This is a genomic window from Methylobacterium sp. yr668 (assembly GCF_900116245.1).
GTDB lineage: Bacteria > Pseudomonadota > Alphaproteobacteria > Rhizobiales > Beijerinckiaceae > Methylobacterium.
In genome coordinates, this window is the sequence record NZ_FOZY01000015.1 from 1 (window position 1) to 17,735 (window position 17,735).

The following is a 17,735-nucleotide window of genomic DNA, read 5'->3' on the forward strand; positions in this document are numbered from 1 at the left end:
GGCAGGGTGTCGAGGGCGGTCTTGACGATGGTCGTGGCGTCGAGGCCCGCCTCGGCGTACATCTTCTCCGGGCTGTCGTGGTCCTGGTAGGCGTCCGGCAGCGTCATCGTCCGCACCCGCACCCCGCCCGCGTCCAGCGCGCCCCGCTCCGCCAGCAGGTGCAGCACCATCGCGCCGAACCCGCCCCGCGAGCCCTCCTCGATCGTGATCAGAACCTCGTGGTCGCGCGCCAGATCCAGGATCAGCGCCTCGTCCAGCGGCTTGGCGAACCGCGCGTCCGCCACCGTCACCGCCACGCCCTGCTCGGCCAGCGTGTCGGCCGCCTTCAGCGCCTCCGACAGGCGCGTGCCGAGCGACAGCAGCGCCACACGCGCCTCCGCGTCGCGCCGCACCACCCGGCCCTTGCCGATCGCCAGCGCCTCGCCCCGCTCCGGAAGCTCGACGCCCACACCCTCGCCGCGCGGGTAGCGCAGCGCGATCGGGCCCGTGTCGTGCGCGTGGGCGGTCGCCACCATGTGCACCAGCTCGGCCTCGTCGGAGGCCGCCATCACGGTCATATTCGGCAGGCAGCACAGGTAGGCCAGGTCGAACGCGCCCGCGTGCGTCGCCCCGTCGGCGCCGACCAGCCCCGCCCGGTCCAGGCAGAACCGCACGGGCAGGTTCTGCAGCGCCACGTCGTGCACCACCTGGTCGTAGGCCCGCTGCAGGAAGGTCGAGTAGATCGCCACGAACGGCCGGTAGCCCTCGGTGGCCAGACCGCCCGCGAACGTCACCGCGTGCTGCTCGGCGATGCCGACGTCGAAGGTCTTGTCCGGGTGCGCCTTGCCGAACAGGTCGATGCCGGTGCCCCCCGGCATCGCCGCGGTGATCGCCACGACCTTGTCGTCGGCGTCGGCCGCCTTGATCAGGCTCTCGCCGAACACCCGCGTGTAGGCCGGCGCGTTCGGCTTGGCCTTGGCCTGGACGCCCGACACCACGTCGAACTTGACCACGCCGTGGTAGCGGTCGGCCGAGGCTTCCGCCGGCGCGTAGCCCTTGCCCTTCTGGGTGACGACGTGGAGCAGGATCGGGCCGTGCTCGGCGTCGCGGACGTTCTTCAGGACCGGCAGCAGGTGGTCGAGGTTGTGCCCGTCGACCGGGCCGACGTAGTGGAAGCCCATCTCCTCGAACATGGTGCCGCCGCCGACCACGAGCGAGCGGGCGTATTCCTCGGCCGCGGCGGCGCGCTGGTAGAGCGCCTTGGGCAGGAGCTTGCCGAGCTGCTTGGCGGTCTCGCGCAGGGACTGGTAGGCGCCGCCCGAGGCGAGGCGGGCGAGGTAGGCCGACATGGCGCCGACGGGGGGCGCGATCGACATGTCGTTGTCGTTGAGGATGACGATCAGGCGCGAGTGCAGGGCGCCGGCGTTGTTGAGGGCCTCGTAGGCCATGCCGGCCGACATCGAGCCGTCGCCGATGACCGCGATGGCGTTGCGGCGCTTGGGCGGGCGGCTCTTCGCCTTGGCGGCGGCGTTGTCGAGGTCGCGGGCGACCGCCATGCCCAGCGCGGCCGAGATCGAGGTCGAGGAGTGGGCGGCGCCGAAGGGGTCGTAGACGCTCTCGGAGCGCTTGGTGAAGCCCGACAGGCCGCCGCCCTGGCGGAGCGTCCGGATGCGGTCGCGGCGCTCGGTGAGGATCTTGTGCGGGTAGCACTGGTGTCCGACGTCCCAGACGATGCGGTCGTCGGGGGTGTCGAACACGTGGTGGAGCGCCACGGTCAGCTCGACCACGCCGAGCCCCGAGCCGAGATGGCCGCCGGTGATCGAGACCGCGTCGATCATCTCGGCGCGCACCGCGTCCGCCACCGCCTGCAGCTCCGACTCCGGAAGACGCCGCAGCGCCGAAGGAGACGGAACGCGGTCGAGAAGTGCACTCTGCTCGGGGGTAATCGCCACGGCATCAACCTCTAACGGATGGGATCGGTTCGACCGCCGAGCCTCAGGACATGTCGAGCGGGGCGACGCCCTCGGGCCGCCCGTCGGAGCCCAGCGTGATCCGCTGGATCCGCGCCTCGGCCCGCTTCAGCAGCGCCTCGCAATGCTTCTTCAGCACCTCGCCGCGCTCGTAGATCGCCACCGACTCGTCGAGCGGCACGTCGCCGCGCTCGAGCCGGCGGACGATTTCCTCGAGCTGTTCCAGCGCCTTCTCGAAGGGCAGGTCGCCGGCGGCGGGGGCCACCTCGGGTCTGCTCGCACTCATCCCAGATACTTCCTTTGGGGGTGTTTGTACGGCGCGATCCCCGGTCGCCACAACCCTGGGGGCCAGTCCGCCGGCCGGGTCAGCACCGTTTTGGACGGCCGCGGCGGCGTTTGCGCCACACTTCGCACCTGCGTTCGGTTCACGCCAGCGCGAGGGTGAACGGCGTGCCCTCGAAGGCGTCGGCGCCGCGCCCGATGCGGGCGATCGCCGCGACCATGCGGCCGTCGCGGTCGAGCATCCGGTCGGCGATCGCCACGAACAGGGCGTTGGGCGTCGCCGAGGGCGAGGCGGACCGCAGGGCGTCGGCGATCGCCGCCTCGTCGCGCTCGGGCGCCAGCGCGCAGGCCGCGATGTAGGCGGCCGCCGTCGAGCGGCTGATCCCGGCGTAGCAGTGGATCACCAGCGGCTTCTCCCGCGGCCAGGTCCGGACGAAGTCGAGAAGCCGGGCCACGTGTTCTTCAGCCGGCAAAACGTGTCCGTCCCGGGCCGCCGCGATGTCGCTGACCCAGATGATGGCGTGGTTCGCGGCGTCGATCACGGCCGGCCGCTCCAGCGGCGTGCCGACATTGATCAGCGTGAGCACGTGGCTCGCGCCCGTGGCGGCGACGGTCTCGGGCAGGCGCGAGAGCGGACAGACGTGGAGGGTCGGCATGGTGGGGCGCCAGTGACCTGCGATCGTGACGGATCGAGGGCGAAGATCCGTCAGGGCGGGGACAGAGCGGTGAAGCGCGCGAGGAATCGCGCCTCGGCCTCGGCGGTCGGCCACGGCCCGGCCAGGGCCGACACTGGCTCGGGCAGGTCGACCGAGGGGCCGAAATAGCGCTCGGCCTCCTCCGGCGCGAAGCCGGCGAGGCGCACCGCCTCGGCGTGGGCGGCGATCCGGTCGGCCCGCTTCACGAGCCGGGTGAGGGCGGGCGAGGGGGCGGCCAGCTCGAAGCGGCGGCGCACCGCCGCGAGCAGGCGCAGCTCGACGCCGCGATAGGCGTCGCCGATGGCGGCCTTGAGCGGCGAGATGATGTCCCCGACCACGTATTCCGGCGCGTCGTGCAGGAGCAGCTCGAGCCCGTCCCGGTCGGTGCAGCCGGGGGCGAGGTGGCGGCCCACCGCCTCGACCAGCAGGCTGTGCTGGGCCACCGAGAAGACGTGCGGCCCGCGGGTCTGGCCGTTCCAGCGCGCGACCCGGGCGAGGCCGTGGGCGATGTCGGCGATCTCGATGTCCCCGGGCGCCGGGTCGAGGAGGTCGAGGCGGCGGCCAGAGAGCATGCGCTGCCACGCGCGCGGCGGCGCGCTCACCGGGACCCGCCGAGCGCAGCGCAGGGCCCGTGCCGGTGGCAGCCGACGAGGTGATCGTTGACCATGCCCACCGCCTGCATGAACGCGTGCACGATGGTCGGCCCGCAGAAGGAGAAGCCCTCGGCCTTCAGGGCCTTGCCGATCGCCCGGGAGACCGGCGTCTCGGTGGCGATCTCCGCGCGGGTCCGGGCCGTGCCCTGGACCGGCCGGCCGTCGACGAAGTCCCACAGGAAGTGCGCGAAGCCGGGACCGCGCTCCTCGATCCGCAGCCACGCCCGGGCGCCCGCGACGGTGCCCTGGATCTTGGCGCGGTTGCGGATGATGCGGGTGTCGGCCATCAGCCGCGCGACGTCCGCCTCGGTGAAGCGGGCGATCCGCTCGGGATCGAAATCCGCGAAGGCGTCGCGGAACCCGTCCCGGCGGCGCAGGATGGTGATCCACGACAGCCCGGCCTGGAAGCCGTCGAGGATCAGCTTCTCGTAGAGGGCGCGGCCGTCATGCTCGGGCACGCCCCACTCGGTGTCGTGATAGGCGACGTAGAGCGGGTCGAGCCCGGCCCACCAGCAGCGCGGGCAGCCGTCAGGATGGGCGATGAGGCCGGTCTCGGACATACGGCGATGGTAACGAGAACAGGAGCGGAACGCCACCGTCGCGGCGGCGGCCGCACGGCCACTTCGACGGTCCCTTCCGCCGGTGCAAGACGAGCCGCGGTCACGCGGCCCGATCCCGCGCGTCGCGATCCTACCCGGCCGCGCTCGCCGCCGCGTCCGGCATGGCGAAGGTCGCGCAGGCGGGGCGCGCCAGCGTCACGGGCTGGTCGCCCGCGCGCGGGGTCTCGCCGGAGGCGAGCGCGTCGCCCAGTCGGTCGAGGCGGACCGTGGCGAGGCCGCGGTTCCCCGCGGCGCTGCCCGTGGTGCCGAGCACCTTGCCGCCCGCGGTGATCTCGGTGCCGGGCGCGGGCGCGGCGTCCGCGTAGGCGGCCGCCAGGATGCGGGTTCGGGCCGTGCCGCGGTGCTGCATCCGCGAGACCACCTCCTGGCCGACGTAGCAGCCCTTGCGGAAGTCGACGCCGCCGAGCTGATCCATCAGCGCCTCGTGCGGAAAGGCGTCGCCGAAGGCGAAGTCGCGTCCGCCCTCGGGCACACCGAGGGCGATCCGGTGCGCGTGGTACTCGGCCTCGGCGGCGTCCGCCGAGAAGGCGCCCGCTTCGGCGTAGAGACGGGCGCCGAGATCGGCCGCGCGGGAATCGGCCAGCGCCTCCGCGGCGGGCGGGGCCGCGCCGGCCCAGGCCGCCGCGACCGCGACGGTCGGGTCGGCCGCGATGGTCGCCTGCGCGCGCAGGCGATAGAGCGTCAGGCGCTTGGCGAGGTCCGCGGCCCTGTCGGCCAGCACGTCGAACCGGAAGCCGTCGGGGATCCGCGAGACCAGGAAATCGAAGAGGATCTTGCCCTGCGGCGTGAGCAGGGCGCCGAGGCGCGCCTCGCCGGGCTGGAGCGTCTCGACGTTGCAGGTCAGGACGCCCTGGAGCAGCGTCGTGGCGTCCGGTCCGGTGACGGTGACCAGGGCGCGGTCCGGCAGCAGGGCGACGGGCATGGGCGGCGATTCCTCGGGGCGCGAACGGTCCGGCTGACCGGACCGCGGACCCGGGACGTAGTCGCTGACCGCCCGCGCCTCAACCGTCCGCGCTCACCTGCTCAATGCTGGAGCGTCGTGGTGAACGCGCCCCCGCGGATGCGCTCCGGGAATCCCTCCGCGTAACGGGCCGTGGCTTCTTCGCCGTACGTCGTCACGAGTTCCTGAAAGGCCGCGAACAGGGCGGCCTGGGCCATGCAGTCACCGTCGAGACCATCGAGGCAGCCTTCCGCGAACGCTTCCGAGACGTAACTCAGCGCGACGCGTTTCTCCTCGACATCGACCTCGATGGGGGCGGTGTGAGAGCTGTGCTGCATGGCCGGATACTTCCATTGCGCCGGACACGGGGCCCGGCGGACGCAATGGATGATAAGCAGGTCCCGGCGGCTCGGCCAGCCGAGAATTTCGGATCGGTTAACGCGAGCGCTCAAATCCGATGTTTCGCCGGCATCGCCGGTATGTGTGCTGTACCTGCATCACCCCCCGAAACGCCCGGCCAGAGCGTGCGACAGCCGGTCGCCCTCCGCGACGTACCGTGCGGCCGCCTCGTGGGCCGCGGGCGTGCAGACCCGGTAGGTCAGCGCGTAGCCGCGATAGCCGCGGTTGTAGGCGCCGGCCAGCCGGTCGCGGCGGGCCGGGGTCACGCCCTCGGAGTCGATCAGCGCCTTCATGCGGGCCGGCCAGTCGGCCGCGTCCGGGGCCGCGCAGAGGTTCCGCAGGAACGCCAGGGCCCCGATGATCTCGGACATGCGCAGCAGGTCGCGGTCGTAGGGCGCGGGCACGTCCGCGGGGGCGGGCGCCTCCTTGGACGGCTCCTTCGCGGCTTCCTTGGCGGGCGCGCCGCTCCGGCCGGAGCGCTGCTGCGCCAGCGCCGGCGCGGAGACCGGGCCTGCCAGGAGCGCCAGCAGGCACAGGAGGGTCGCGGGGCGCCTCACGCCGTCGGCTCCCCGCCCGGCATTCCCGCGCGATTTACGCGCCGATCCGCGCTCCCGTCCGTGTCCCGGGCCGCCACCCGCGCGAAGGCCTCGCGCAGGGTGTCGACCAAGCCGGGGGTGGTCGGAAGGGTCGCGACCTCCGCGAGCGTCGCCCACCGGGTGCCCAGGGCCTCGGGCCCGGCCACCGGCTCGCCGCCGCACCACAGGGCGGCGTGCGGGTGGACGACGTAGTGGTGGCGGGCCCGGCCGGCCTCGTCTCGGACGATGATCTCCGTGGGCGAGAGCACGCCGACCACCTCGGCGGGCAGGCCGACCTCCTCGGACAGTTCGCGCAGGGCCGCCTCGGCCAGGGACTCGCCCGCCTCCACGAGGCCGCCCGGCAGGGTCCAGACGCCGCGCATCGGCTCGTTGGCCCGCGCCGCCAGCAGGACCCGCTCGCCGCGGATCACCGCGATCGACGCGCCCACGAAGGGCCGGGCCGGGAACAGCCGGCTGTCGGGATCCGGTGCGCCCGCGGTCACGGCTTGCCCCCGTCCGGTGCCACGACGGCCACTCGGCCGTCGGCGAGGCCGACGAGCAGCCGCGCCGCCGCGCCCTCGCCGAGGACGACGATGCCGTTCTCCGCGGGGGCCGGAAGCGGCACGCGCGCCCGCTCGCGCAGGCCGCCCTTGGCCGCCACGAAGGCGATCTCCGGCCGGCCCGCCACCGGCAGGACGAGCTCGGGGCTGCCGCCGGCCGGAACGGTCACGGCGAGATCCGAATCGCCGTCGCCGGCCGCGTAGCCCGCGGCCTCGCCGGCGGGCTCGATCGCGTCGGGACGCAGCGTCCAGAGCTGGAGCCGGCCCTTGGCGCTGACCGTCGCGGCCTGGGTGGCGCCCGATCCGGAGAAATCCGCGATGCCGGCGATCTTGAGGGGTGGGCCCGGCTGGGCGGGCGTGCGGGCGGCGACGGCCCAGGCCGCGCCCGGATCGTCGGCGGGCCGGTCGATCAGCAAGAGGCCGCCGGCATCCGCGCCGGACAGCGTCGCCGCCAGCAGCGCCGGGCGGTCCCCGAGGCGCAGCAGGCGCGGCCGCAGCGGCGCGAACACGGCCTCGCCCCCCGCCGGCACCGTCACGGTGGCCACGGGGACGGGCTTCGGATCGGTGCTCACCGCCATCGGCTGGCGCTCGCGGATCGTCAGCACCGCGGCGGCCGCGCCGCCGTCGGGGGCGCGGGTGCGCCCGGTGAGATAGGCGCTCAGGGGGCCCGAGAGGGCCCGGCGCGAGCCCGGCAGGGCCCCGCGCGGCGTCTCGGCGGCGGTCAGCCCCTCGACCGCGTCCCGGCCGATCGGCAGCACGGTGACGCCGCCCTCCGCGAGGGCGAGCACGGCGCCGCCGTCGTCGCCCCAGACCACGGCGATCGGCGCGCTCTCCTCGTCGCCGGTCTGCTGGCCACCGCCCTGCGCGCCGGCCTTTGCCCCTGCCGTGCCGCCGGTGATTGGCAGGAGCCCGGAGGTCGCCACCGAGACCGCGGCCTCGCTGCGCGAGCCGCGCAGCGCCCGCACCTTGAAGGGCAGGTCGAGGATCCGGATCCCGGGCTCGGCCCGCGCCCCCGCGACGGGCGCGACGCACGCGAGGAGGCCCAGGACGAGCGCGACCCGCCCGCGGCGCGCCGCCGGGTGCCGACGCGGTAACGCCGTGCGCGCGGAAGCGCCCCAGGAAGCGACCGATCTGGTCAAACGTGCTGGCCGCCGTTGATGTGGAGCTCGGCGCCGTTCACGTAGGAGGAGGCCTCGGTGCACAGGAAGTAGATCGCCTTGGCGACCTCGTCCGGCGTGCCGAGCCGGCGCTGCGGGATCTGCTCGACGAGCTTCTCGGTGCCGGGCGACAGGATCGACGTGTCGATCTCGCCCGGCGAGATCGCGTTCACCCGCACGCCGAGCGGCCCGAAATCGGCGGCCATCTCGCGGGTCAGGCCCGCCAGCGCCGCCTTGGAGGTGCCGTACGCCGCCCCCGCGAATGGGTGGACGCGCGAGCCGGCGATCGACGTCACGTTGACGACCGAGCCCTTGGCCCGGGCCAGTTCCTCGCGCAGGCCCCGGGCCAGCAGGATCGTGGCGAAGAGGTTGACCTGGAAGACCCGCTGCCACGTGTCGAACTCGGTGGCCAGCGCGCCGAGGCGCTCGCCCTCCGGCCCCTTCGGCGAGATCCCGGCATTGTTGACCAGCGCGTGCAGCACCCCGCCCTCGGCGGCGAGCCGGCCCCGCACCTCCTCGACGGCGCGGACCGTGTCCTGCGCGTCGGCGAGGTCGACCTGCAGGTGGTCCTCGGGCCCCATCTCCCAGGGGCAGTTCTCCGGGAAGGCGTGGCGCGAGCAGGTGATCACGCGCCAGCCCGCGGCCGAGAAGCGCTTGACGGTGGCGTGGCCGATGCCCCGGCTCGCGCCCGTGAGCAGCATGATGCGCCGGCGTTCGTTGACGGGGAGGGCCAAAGCCGTAAGCCTCGCTGGCGTTCAGGGATCGCCGCCCGGTCGGGCGCGGTGCGTGCCGGTGAGCCCCAATGGTCTAGGCGCACGGGCACCGGAAATCCAGAGCGGGCCGCGCGTCGGCGCCGGAGCACGGAGGGGAAACGCATGGCCAGCGGGCAGACCAGCGCGGAGCGCATGCCGGAGATTCCGGCCGGCGGCCTGTCCCCGGCGCAGGAAGAGGCGGCGGCCGCGTTCCGGGCCGAGCGCGGCGTTCCGGTCTTCGGGCCGTTCGTGCCACTCCTGCGCAGCCCCGAGCTGATGCTGTGCGCGAGCCGGATGGGCCAGTACCTGCGCTACGGCAGCGTCCTGCCGCTGCGGATCAGCGAGTTCGCGATCCTGGTGGTCGCGCGGGAGTGGAGCCAGCCGGTCGAGTGGGCGATCCACCACCCGATCGCCCTCGAGGCCGGCGTCGCCCCCGAGACTGCGCGGGCGCTGGCCGAGGGGCGCCGCCCCGACACGATGAGCGCCGACGAGGCCCTCGCCTACGCGTTCTCGACCGAGCTGATGCGCAACCGCGCGGTGAGCGACGCGACCTACGCGGCCCTGGTCGCGCGCTTCGGCGAGCAGGGGGCGATCGATCTGACCGGCATCAACGGCTACTACGCGCTGCTCGCCATGACGATGAACGTCGCCCGCACGGCCCTGCCGGAGGGCGGCCCCGCGGCCCCGCCGCTGCCGCCGCTGGTCGGGTAGGGCGCGCCGCCGCGGCCGCGGCGCGGGCCGGGGGCGATCCCGCGCGGCTTGTGGCGCCGGCCGCTTCGGTCTAACCGTCCTCCCCCGTGCGGGTGCCCGACGTGCCGCCCGCCCGTTCCCGAAAACCCGGCCGGACGAGAGCCATGGTCGCCCATACCCGCGCCGATTCGGCGCCCAAGCCCACCGACCCGGCGCTCGCCGGCGCCCGGATCCTCGTGGTCGAGGCGCGCTACTACGACGCGATCGCCGACGAACTCCTGGCCGGCGCCCTGGCGGCGATCGCGGCCGCCGACGCGCAGGCCACCGTGGTCACCGTGCCGGGGGCCCTGGAGATCCCCGCCGCCGTAGCGATCCTGCTCGACACGGGCGCCTACGACGCCGTGGTGGCGCTCGGCTGCGTGATCCGCGGCGAGACCGGCCACTACGACATCGTCGCCGGCGAGAGCGCCCGGGCGCTCATGGACCTGTCGGTGCAGCGCCGCGTGCCGCTGGGCAACGGCATCCTCACGGTCGAGACCGAGGCTCAGGCGCTCGCCCGCGCCCGGGTCGCCGAGATGAACAAGGGCGGCGGCGCCGCCGAGGCGGCGCTCGGCGTGCTCGCCCTGAAGCGTGCGGCCGAAGGCGCGCGCCCGCGATGACGGATACACCCATGACCGGGACCCCCGAGACCCAGCCGGAGACCGGCGCGGAGAATGGCACCGGCACCGCCGGCGCCCCCGCCAAGATCAGCCTGCGCAGCGGCGCCCGCCTCGCGGTGGTGCAGGCGCTCTACGAGATGGACGTCTCCGGCAAGGGCGTGCTCGACGCCCTCGCCGAGTTCGAGGCCTTCTGGATCGGCCAGGAGGTCGACGGGATCGCCCATCCCCCGGCCGAGACCGCGTTCTTCCGCGACCTGCTGCGCGGCACGGTCGAGGAGCAGCGCGCCATCGACCCGAAGCTCGACCAGGCCCTCGCCCAGGGCTGGCCGCTGCGGCGCATCGAGATCGTGCTCCGGGCGATCCTGCGGGCGGGCGCCTACGAGCTGATGTTCCGCCGCGACGTGCCGGCGGCCGCGGCGATCTCGGAATACGTCGACGTCGCCCACAGCTTCTACACGGCCGACGAGCCGGGCCTCGTCAACGCCGTCCTCGACCGGGTCGCCCGGGAGGTCCGGCCGGGCGAGGTCGGGGCCCCGAAGGCCTCGGGCAAGCCGGGCTCGTCCAAGCCGCTCCCCGGCAAAGCTGCGGCTGGGAAACCGTCGGCCGGGAAGGCCTGAGTCTTGGCCGGGCCGGCCCGCGCCTCCGAGGAGGGGCTGATCGCCCGCTACTTCGCCCCGCTCGCGGGGCCGGGCGCCGACGGACTCCGGGACGACGCCGCCACGCTGACACCGGCGCCGGGCCACGACCTCGTCCTCACCGCCGACGCCGTGGTGGCGGGCGTTCACTACTTCGCGGAGGATCCGCCGGCCTCGATCGCCCGCAAGGCGCTCGGCGTGAACCTCTCCGACATCGCCGCCAAGGGCGCGGTCCCGCGCGGTTTCCTGCTGACCCTCGCGCTGCCCGACGACTGGACGGAGGCCTGGCTCGCCGGATTCGCGCAGGGGCTCGGCGCGGCGGCCGAGGCGGCCGGCTGCCCGCTGCTGGGCGGCGACACGGTGCGCTCCGGCGGCCCCGCGCTGATCTCGGTGAGCGTGTTCGGCGAGCTGCCGACCGGCACCATCGTGCGGCGCACCACCGCGCGGGTCGGCGACCGGATCTGCGTTACCGGCACGATCGGCGACGCCGCCCTCGGCCTGCGGATGCGCCTGGAGGGCGACGCCCCCTGGGCGGCCGGCCTCGATCCGGCGCTGCGGGCCGAACTCGCCGACCGCTACCTGCACCCGCGCCCGCGGCTCGCCGCCGCGCCGGCCATCCGCCGCCACGCCTCGGCGGCCATGGACGTCTCCGACGGCCTCGCGGGCGATCTCGCCAAGATGCTGGGCGCGGGCCGCACCGCCCGGGTGGCGACGGCGGACGTGCCGCTCTCGGAGGCGGCCCGGTGCGCCTGCGCGGCGGACCCCGCCCTGATCGAGGCGGTCCTGACCGGCGGCGACGATTACGAGATCCTCTGCACCGTCGCGCCGGAGCGCATGGCGGATTTCCGGGCTGAGGCCGCGGCGGCCGGGATCGCCGTCGCCGCCATCGGCACCGTCACCTCAGGCGACGGCCCGCCGCGCTTCGAAATGCGCGATGGCGCCGAGCGCGTGTTCGCGGCCGGAGCCTTCAGCCACTTCTGACGCCCAGATCGCGTCCGGTCCCGAGATCATCGGGCCGGCGGAATCCCCGACCGGGTGGCCGATCTGGCGCCGGACCTCGCCGATCATCGCGGCGGCGACCACCGGGATCCAGCGGCCGGCCGGGTTCCCGCCCGCGCCCGGCGCCCGGGACAGGGCGCGCTGCAGCACGCAGAGCAGGTCGTCCTGGATCGTGACCGGCTGCGCCGCGACCCGCTCTGCGATCAGGAAGCCGACCGCGCCGCTCAACACCTCGATGGTCGCCGCCAACCTGGCGGCCTGGTCGCTGCTCATGGCGAGTCCCTCGTCCAAATACAACCAAAAATAGAATATCGGTTGGTTAAGGCGACGTTAACGGCCGCTCGAGCCGCTCGCGTTCGTGATGTTCCGGTTCGGGGGACGGGCATCTCCGCTCGCGGGAGCCGCGCTCGGCCTCCTCTCCCGCACGGAAGAGGGGGCTCGCGCCCATGGAACCGGGTGCAGCGGCCGGCGGGAAACCAGATATGCAACATAATGCAGCATTGCGGGTTCGAGGGCTTTTTAGCCCCCGGGTCGTGAGGCCCGATTCCCGGCGTCGCCCGCCGACGCGGCGTTTGCGCTCCCCGGCGAAGTTTGGCAATCAAGGCATTGTTCTGGGAAGGAAAGCCCCGAATCCGAGCGCCGCGTCCCATGGCCGTCGTCCGGCGGCCAAGCTCGACAATCACAAGCCCACGCCAGGCACGATAATAACAAGGACGGTCGAATGATTCCCTTGGTCCTGATCATCGCGGGCGGGCTCTGCGCCGTCGCCTACGGCATCGTCACGATCCTCGACGTGATGCGGCGCGACGCCGGCACGCAGCGCATGCAGGAGATCGCCGCCGCCATCGCCGAGGGCGCGCAGGCCTATCTCCGGCGGCAATACACGACGATCGGCCTCGTCGGCGTCGTCCTGTTCGTCCTCCTCGCCGTCTTCCTCGGGATCAAGGTCGCGGTCGGCTTCCTGATCGGCGCCGTGCTGTCGGGCGCGGCCGGCTTCATCGGCATGAACGTCTCGGTGCGGGCCAACGTCCGCACGGCCCAGGCCGCCTCGACCTCGCTGGGCGGCGGCCTCGACGTCGCCTTCAAGTCGGGGGCGGTGACCGGCATGCTGGTGGCGGGCCTCGCGCTGCTGGGCGTGGCCCTCTACTACCTGTTCCTCACCCGCGCCGCCCATCTCGAGCCGTCGAGCCGCGAGGTGATCGACGCCCTCGTGGCGCTCGGCTTCGGCGCCTCGCTGATCTCGATCTTCGCCCGGCTCGGCGGCGGCATCTTCACCAAGGGCGCCGATGTCGGCGGCGACCTCGTCGGCAAGGTCGAGGCCGGCATCCCGGAGGACGATCCGCGCAACCCTGCCACCATCGCCGACAACGTCGGCGACAATGTCGGCGACTGCGCCGGCATGGCGGCCGACCTGTTCGAGACCTACGCGGTCACGGTCGTCGCCACGATGGTGCTGGCCGCGATCTTCTTCTCCGGCGCGGGCGGGAGCAACCGCGACGTCCTCGAGCCGATGATGCTGTACCCGCTCGCCATCGGGTCGGCCTGCATCCTCACCTCCATCGCCGGCACCTACGCGGTGCGGCTCGGCGCGAACCAGTCGATCATGGGGGCGCTCTACAAGGGGCTGATCGCCGCCGGCGTGCTCTCCATCGCGGCGATCGCGGCGGTCAACATGACCCTGCTCGGCGGCTTCTCGACGAGCTTCACCACCTCGACCGGCCTGACCTTCACGTCGGCCGCGCTGTTCGGCTGCGCGGTGATCGGGCTCGCCATCACGGCGCTGATCGTCGTGATCACCGAGTACTACACGGGCACCAACTTCCGCCCGGTGAAGTCGATCGCCGACGCGTCGGTGACCGGCCACGGCACCAACGTGATCCAGGGGCTGGCGATCTCGCTCGAATCGACCGCGCTGCCGGCCATCGTGATCGTGGCAGGCATCATCAGCACCTACGCGCTCGCCGGCCTGTTCGGCATCGCCATCGCGGTCACCGCCATGCTGGCGCTCGCGGGCTTCATCGTGGCTCTGGACGCCTTCGGGCCGGTCACCGACAATGCCGGCGGCATCGCCGAGATGGCGGGCCTGCCCTCGGAGGTGCGCAAGTCGACCGATGCCCTCGACGCGGTCGGCAACACCACCAAGGCGGTGACGAAGGGCTACGCGATCGGCTCGGCGGGTCTCGGCGCGCTGGTGCTGTTTGCCGCCTACACGTCGGACCTGAACTACTTCATCGCCCATGCGAGCCCGACGCAGTACCGCTTCTTCCAGGGCGTCAGCGTCGATTTCTCGCTCTCCAACCCCTACGTCGTGGTCGGGCTGCTGCTCGGCGGCCTGATCCCGTTCCTGTTCGCCGGCATCGCCATGACGGCGGTCGGGCGCGCGGCGGGCGCGGTGGTCGAGGAGGTCCGGCGCCAGTTCCGGGCCAAGCCCGGCATCATGCAGGGCACGGACCGGCCGGATTACGGGCGGGCGGTGGACATGCTCACCCGCGCGGCGATCAAGGAGATGATCATCCCGTCGCTGCTGCCGGTCCTGTCGCCGATAGTGCTGTTCTTCGTGATCCAGTTCATCGCCGGGAAGAGCCAGGCCTTCGCCACCGTGGGCGCGAGCCTGCTCGGCGTGATCCTCACCGGCCTCTACGTGGCGATCTCGATGACCTCGGGCGGCGGCGCCTGGGACAACGCCAAGAAGTACATCGAGGACGGCCACCACGGCGGCAAGGGCTCCGACGCCCACAAGGCGGCGGTGACCGGTGACACGGTCGGCGACCCCTACAAGGACACCGCCGGTCCGGCGGTGAACCCGGCGATCAAGATCACCAACATCATCGCCCTGCTGCTGCTCGCCGTGCTGGCGCACAGCTGAGTTTCGCGCGGATCCGATCGAGCAGCAGGGCCGGGCTCCGGGCGAGCCCGGCCCTGCCCGTTTCACCGTGTGCGCCCCCGCACGCGACGGTCAGTCCCGCGGCGCAGCACCTTGGCATCGCGGCGCCGCAGCGCCACCTCGGCGCCGGATTAAAACCCGGACGCGGCCCCCGCCGCACCAGCACGAGGTAACCCATGCCGTCCCTGCTCGACCCGATCCGCATCGGCGCCATCGAGGCGAAGAACCGGATCTTCATGGCGCCGCTGACCCGCGGCCGCGGCACCCGCGAGCACGTCCCCACCCCGATCATGGCCGAGTACTACGCGCAGCGCGCCGGCGCCGGCCTGATCCTCACCGAGGCCACCGGCATCAGCCAGGAGGGGCTCGGCTGGCCCTACGCGCCCGGCATCTGGTCCGACGCCCAGGTCGACGCGTGGCGGCCGATCGTGAAGGCCGTTCACGACCGGGGCGGCAAGATCGTCTGTCAGATCTGGCACATGGGCCGGATGGTCCATTCGGACTTCCTCGGCGGCGCCAAGCCGGTCTCGTCCTCGCCCACCACGGCCCCCGACCAGGCCCACACCTATTCCGGCAAGAAGCCCTACAGCGAGGCCCGCGCCCTGGAGGTGTCCGAGATCCCGCGCCTGCTCGCCGATTACGAGCGGGCCACCGCCAACGCCCTGGCTGCCGGGTTCGACGGGGTGCAGATCCACGCCGCGAACGGCTACCTGATCGACGAGTTCCTCCGCGACGGCACCAACCACCGCACCGACCAGTATGGCGGGTCCGTCGAGAACCGCGTGCGGCTCCTGCGCGAGGTGACCGAGGCGGTGGCGAAGGTCGCCGGGCCGGAGCGCACCGGCGTGCGCCTCTCGCCGAACGGCGCGATCCAGGGCTGCAACGACTCGAACCCGGAGCCGCTGTTCGTCGCCGCCGCCCAGGCGCTCGCCGATGCCGGGATCGCCTTCCTGGAGATGCGCGAGCCGGGGCCGAACGGCACCTTCGGCAAGGCCGACCACCCGCCGATCGCCCCGGCGATGCGGCGCGTGTTCCGCAACCCGATGATCCTGAACGCCGACTACGACGGGGTCAGCGGCCAGAAGGCGCTGGATGCCGGCGAGGCCGACGCCATCGCGTTCGGCCGGACCTTCATCGCCAACCCGGACCTCGCCGAGCGGATCGCCAGGAAGGCGCCGCTCGCCAAGGACGACGCCGCGACGTGGTACAGCCAGGGCCCCGAGGGCTACGTCGACTACCCGACCCTGACCGAGTCCCGCGCCGCCTGACGCGCCGCGGTCGCGCGCCCTGCCGCGGCCCGGAGGGCTGCGGCAGGAAACCGCGGCGGTTCCTTGGCAGCGGGCCGTCGCGCGCCTATGTGAGGGCAGGACCATGGATGTGCCTGCACCTCACGCGCTCGCGGAAGCCGGACCGACCGACGGGCGCTGGCGCGCCGCCGACCGGATCGCCGAACTGCGCGACCTCGCGATCCTCGATTCCGAGCCCGAGCCGCTCTACGACGACCTCGTGCGGGTCGCCGCTTACGTCTGCCGGGCGCCGGTCGCGCTCGTCAGCCTCGTCGATGCCGAGCGGCAGTGGTTCAAGTCGGAGGTGGGCCTCGGCAAGCGCGAGCTGCCGATCAATTGCTCGGTCTGCGCCCACACGATCGAGGCCGGCGACCTTCTCGTCATCCCGGACCTGACCGCGGACCCCCGGACCACCGAGAATCCCCTGGTCACCGGGGCGCCGGCCTTCCGGTTCTACGCGGGTGCGGTGATCCGCGGCAGCCACGGCATCCCGCTCGGCGCGCTGTGCGTGCTGGACCGCGTCCCGCGGCCGGAGGGGCTCGATTCGGAGCAGACCGCGACCCTGCTGGCGCTGGCGCGCCAGATCTCCAGCCTGCTGGAGCACCGCAGGACGCTGGCGCAGGTCGCCGCCCGCGAGGCGGAGATCGCCGCGAGCGAGCGCCGCTTCCGCGTGATGACCTCGGCGATGCCCCAGATGGTCTGGACCACGCGGCCGGACGGGTTCCACGACTACTACAACGACCGCTGGTACGAGTTCACCGGCGTCCCCTACGGCTCCACCGACGGCGAGGGCTGGAACGGTGTGTTCCATGCCGAGGACCAGGACAGGGCCTGGGCGCGGTGGCGCCACTGCCTCGCGACCGGCGAGCCCTACGAGATCGAGTATCGCCTGCGCCACCACAGCGGCGACTACCGCTGGACCCTGGGGCGGGCCATGCCGATCCGGGACGCCGAGGGGCGGATCGAGCGGTGGTTCGGGACCTGCACCGACATCGACGATTTGAAGCGCGCCGAGGCCGAGGCCCGCAAGCTCGCGGCGATCGTCGAGACGTCCAAGGACTTCATCGGGCTCAGCACCCTCGAGGGCGCGATCACCCATCTCAACGAGGCGGCCATGGCCCTGGTCGGCCTGCCCGATCTCGCCGCCGCCCGCGCCAAGAAGGTACCCGACTTCTTCACCGACGACAGCCGCCGGATCCTGGCCGAGACCGTGATGCCGGCGGTGCGCCGGGACGGGTTCTGGGAGGGCGAACTCGCCTTCCGACACTTCGTCACCGGCGAGCCCCTGGCCGTGCTCTACAACATCTTCCCGGTGCGCGACCCGACCGGGACCGAGCTCGGCTACGCCACCGTCACCCGCGACCTGCGCGAGGCCAAGCGCGCCGAGGAGGCCCGCGACCTGCTGATCCGCGAGCTGTCGCACCGGATCAAGAACATCTTCGCGGTGGTGGGCGGCCTCGCCGCCCTGACCGCGCGGACCGACCCCGCGGCCAAGCCCTTTGTGGCCGCGTTCCGCGAGCGGCTCGGCGCCCTGGCCCGGGCCCACGAATACGTCCGCCCGCACTCCCCCGACAGCGCCCCGCCGGTCGCTGGCCAGACGGTGCTCGGGCTGATGCGCCTGATCATGGCCGCCTACGAGGAGAACGGACGCGCCCGCGTGGTGATCTCGGGGGACGATGCCGAGATCGGCGAGCGCACCGCCACGGCCCTCGCGCTGATCATGCACGAGCAGGCGACGAACGCGGTCAAGTACGGCGGCCTGTCGACGCGGGAGGGCGGCGTCTCGCTGAGCGGGACCCGCGAGGCGGGCCGCTACACGCTGACCTGGCGCGAGGAGGGCGGCCCGCAGATCGCCGGCGCGCCGTCCCGGAAGGGATTCGGCACGGTGCTGGCCGAGCGCAGCGTCGCCGGCCAGCTCGACGGGGCGCTGGAGCACGACTGGGCGCCGGGCGGTCTCCTGATGCGGCTCAGCGTCCCGCTCGAGAACCTGCGGACCTGAC

The 17,735-nt window shown here is 73.3% G+C and carries 19 protein-coding genes; 7 read left to right on the plus strand and 12 right to left on the minus strand.

All coding sequences use genetic code 11. The features are described from left to right. From dxs to BM419_RS18635, 11 genes are all read right to left on the minus strand, one after another. Positions 1–1,931 (minus strand): 1-deoxy-D-xylulose-5-phosphate synthase (gene dxs / locus BM419_RS18585; protein WP_091927392.1); only part of this gene is annotated, 1,931 nt, incomplete at its 3' end. Positions 1,932–1,974: 43 nt separating this feature from the next. Continuing rightward, positions 1,975–2,235, minus strand: a complete 261-nt coding sequence (locus BM419_RS18590; protein WP_012320922.1) for an exodeoxyribonuclease VII small subunit — start codon at positions 2,233–2,235, stop codon at positions 1,975–1,977. A 139-nt stretch (positions 2,236–2,374) separates the two neighbouring features. Next, positions 2,375–2,887: a tyrosine phosphatase family protein gene (locus tag BM419_RS18595; protein WP_020093937.1), complete on the minus strand. Its 513-nt coding sequence runs from the start codon at positions 2,885–2,887 to the stop codon at positions 2,375–2,377. 50 nt (positions 2,888–2,937) lie between these two features. Next, positions 2,938–3,498 (minus strand): HD domain-containing protein, encoded by a 561-nt coding sequence (locus tag BM419_RS18600; protein WP_091927308.1) that lies wholly within the window; start codon positions 3,496–3,498, stop codon positions 2,938–2,940. A 26-nt stretch (positions 3,499–3,524) separates the two neighbouring features. Beyond that, on the minus strand, positions 3,525–4,139 hold the full coding sequence (locus tag BM419_RS18605) for a DNA-3-methyladenine glycosylase I (RefSeq protein WP_091927309.1): 615 nt from the start codon (positions 4,137–4,139) through the stop codon (positions 3,525–3,527). A gap of 130 nt (positions 4,140–4,269) precedes the next feature. Next, positions 4,270–5,121: a CAF17-like 4Fe-4S cluster assembly/insertion protein YgfZ gene (locus BM419_RS18610; RefSeq protein ID WP_091927310.1), complete on the minus strand. Its 852-nt coding sequence runs from the start codon at positions 5,119–5,121 to the stop codon at positions 4,270–4,272. 101 nt (positions 5,122–5,222) lie between these two features. Further along, positions 5,223–5,477, minus strand: coding sequence for a hypothetical protein (locus BM419_RS18615; RefSeq protein WP_012320917.1), 255 nt, complete (start codon positions 5,475–5,477; stop codon positions 5,223–5,225). A gap of 159 nt (positions 5,478–5,636) precedes the next feature. After that, positions 5,637–6,095 (minus strand): TIGR02301 family protein, encoded by a 459-nt coding sequence (locus BM419_RS18620; RefSeq protein ID WP_020093933.1) that lies wholly within the window; start codon positions 6,093–6,095, stop codon positions 5,637–5,639. Next, a complete protein-coding gene (locus tag BM419_RS18625; protein WP_091927311.1) occupies positions 6,092–6,616 on the minus strand; it encodes an NUDIX hydrolase in 525 nt (174 codons plus the stop codon). The genes BM419_RS18620 and BM419_RS18625 overlap by 4 nt, the downstream gene beginning before the upstream one ends. Further along, on the minus strand, positions 6,613–7,812 hold the full coding sequence (locus BM419_RS18630; RefSeq protein ID WP_091927312.1) for a hypothetical protein: 1,200 nt from the start codon (positions 7,810–7,812) through the stop codon (positions 6,613–6,615). The genes BM419_RS18625 and BM419_RS18630 overlap by 4 nt, the downstream gene beginning before the upstream one ends. Then, on the minus strand, positions 7,809–8,531 hold the full coding sequence (locus tag BM419_RS18635) for an SDR family NAD(P)-dependent oxidoreductase (RefSeq protein ID WP_041372745.1): 723 nt from the start codon (positions 8,529–8,531) through the stop codon (positions 7,809–7,811). The genes BM419_RS18630 and BM419_RS18635 overlap by 4 nt, the downstream gene beginning before the upstream one ends. A 174-nt stretch (positions 8,532–8,705) precedes the next feature. On the opposite strand from BM419_RS18635, the gene BM419_RS18640 reads away from it, so the two are divergent. The 4 genes from BM419_RS18640 to thiL all read left to right on the plus strand — a co-directional run bounded on the left by BM419_RS18640 (position 8,706) and on the right by thiL (position 11,547). Further along, positions 8,706–9,293 (plus strand): carboxymuconolactone decarboxylase family protein, encoded by a 588-nt coding sequence (locus BM419_RS18640; RefSeq protein WP_091927313.1) that lies wholly within the window; start codon positions 8,706–8,708, stop codon positions 9,291–9,293. Positions 9,294–9,436: 143 nt separating this feature from the next. Next, positions 9,437–9,931, plus strand: coding sequence for a 6,7-dimethyl-8-ribityllumazine synthase (gene ribH, locus BM419_RS18645; RefSeq protein WP_020093929.1), 495 nt, complete (start codon positions 9,437–9,439; stop codon positions 9,929–9,931). 11 nt (positions 9,932–9,942) lie between these two features. Beyond that, positions 9,943–10,548, plus strand: coding sequence for a transcription antitermination factor NusB (nusB, locus tag BM419_RS18650; RefSeq protein ID WP_170863012.1), 606 nt, complete (start codon positions 9,943–9,945; stop codon positions 10,546–10,548). Between the two features lie 3 nt (positions 10,549–10,551). Beyond that, entirely contained in the window at positions 10,552–11,547 is a 996-nt protein-coding gene (gene thiL, locus BM419_RS18655) for a thiamine-phosphate kinase (protein ID WP_091927314.1), read from the plus strand. Here thiL and BM419_RS18660 read toward each other — a convergent pair. Next, positions 11,467–11,838: a hypothetical protein gene (locus BM419_RS18660; protein WP_091927393.1), complete on the minus strand. Its 372-nt coding sequence runs from the start codon at positions 11,836–11,838 to the stop codon at positions 11,467–11,469. The two genes, thiL and BM419_RS18660, sit on opposite strands and share 81 nt — an antisense overlap. Before the next feature lie 448 nt (positions 11,839–12,286). Between BM419_RS18660 and BM419_RS18665 the strand changes: the two genes are divergently transcribed. From BM419_RS18665 to BM419_RS18675, 3 genes are all read left to right on the plus strand, one after another. Then, positions 12,287–14,431: a sodium-translocating pyrophosphatase gene (locus tag BM419_RS18665; protein WP_091927315.1), complete on the plus strand. Its 2,145-nt coding sequence runs from the start codon at positions 12,287–12,289 to the stop codon at positions 14,429–14,431. A gap of 194 nt (positions 14,432–14,625) precedes the next feature. Beyond that, positions 14,626–15,717, plus strand: a complete 1,092-nt coding sequence (locus BM419_RS18670) for an alkene reductase (protein WP_091927316.1) — start codon at positions 14,626–14,628, stop codon at positions 15,715–15,717. A gap of 103 nt (positions 15,718–15,820) precedes the next feature. Further along, positions 15,821–17,734, plus strand: a complete 1,914-nt coding sequence (locus BM419_RS18675; RefSeq protein ID WP_091681868.1) for a PAS domain S-box protein — start codon at positions 15,821–15,823, stop codon at positions 17,732–17,734. The last annotated feature ends 1 nt before the right edge of the window (position 17,735 follow it).

Excerpts from the sequence above, each read along its gene's own strand:
- BM419_RS18615 (WP_012320917.1), bottom strand. The coding sequence starts at position 5,477 with ATGCAGCACAGCTCTCACACCGCCCCCATCGAGGTCGATGTCGAGGAG.
- BM419_RS18675 (WP_091681868.1), top strand. The coding sequence starts at position 15,821 with ATGGATGTGCCTGCACCTCACGCGCTCGCGGAAGCCGGACCGACCGAC.
- BM419_RS18640 (WP_091927313.1), top strand. The coding sequence starts at position 8,706 with ATGGCCAGCGGGCAGACCAGCGCGGAGCGCATGCCGGAGATTCCGGCC.
- BM419_RS18660 (WP_091927393.1), bottom strand. The coding sequence starts at position 11,838 with ATGAGCAGCGACCAGGCCGCCAGGTTGGCGGCGACCATCGAGGTGTTG.
- BM419_RS18595 (WP_020093937.1), bottom strand. The coding sequence starts at position 2,887 with ATGCCGACCCTCCACGTCTGTCCGCTCTCGCGCCTGCCCGAGACCGTC.
- ribH (WP_020093929.1), top strand. The coding sequence starts at position 9,437 with ATGGTCGCCCATACCCGCGCCGATTCGGCGCCCAAGCCCACCGACCCG.
- BM419_RS18665 (WP_091927315.1), top strand. The coding sequence starts at position 12,287 with ATGATTCCCTTGGTCCTGATCATCGCGGGCGGGCTCTGCGCCGTCGCC.
- BM419_RS18600 (WP_091927308.1), bottom strand. The coding sequence starts at position 3,498 with ATGCTCTCTGGCCGCCGCCTCGACCTCCTCGACCCGGCGCCCGGGGAC.
- BM419_RS18590 (WP_012320922.1), bottom strand. The coding sequence starts at position 2,235 with ATGAGTGCGAGCAGACCCGAGGTGGCCCCCGCCGCCGGCGACCTGCCC.
- nusB (WP_170863012.1), top strand. The coding sequence starts at position 9,943 with ATGACCGGGACCCCCGAGACCCAGCCGGAGACCGGCGCGGAGAATGGC.
- BM419_RS18605 (WP_091927309.1), bottom strand. The coding sequence starts at position 4,139 with ATGTCCGAGACCGGCCTCATCGCCCATCCTGACGGCTGCCCGCGCTGC.
- BM419_RS18635 (WP_041372745.1), bottom strand. The coding sequence starts at position 8,531 with ATGCTGCTCACGGGCGCGAGCCGGGGCATCGGCCACGCCACCGTCAAG.
- BM419_RS18670 (WP_091927316.1), top strand. The coding sequence starts at position 14,626 with ATGCCGTCCCTGCTCGACCCGATCCGCATCGGCGCCATCGAGGCGAAG.
- BM419_RS18610 (WP_091927310.1), bottom strand. The coding sequence starts at position 5,121 with ATGCCCGTCGCCCTGCTGCCGGACCGCGCCCTGGTCACCGTCACCGGA.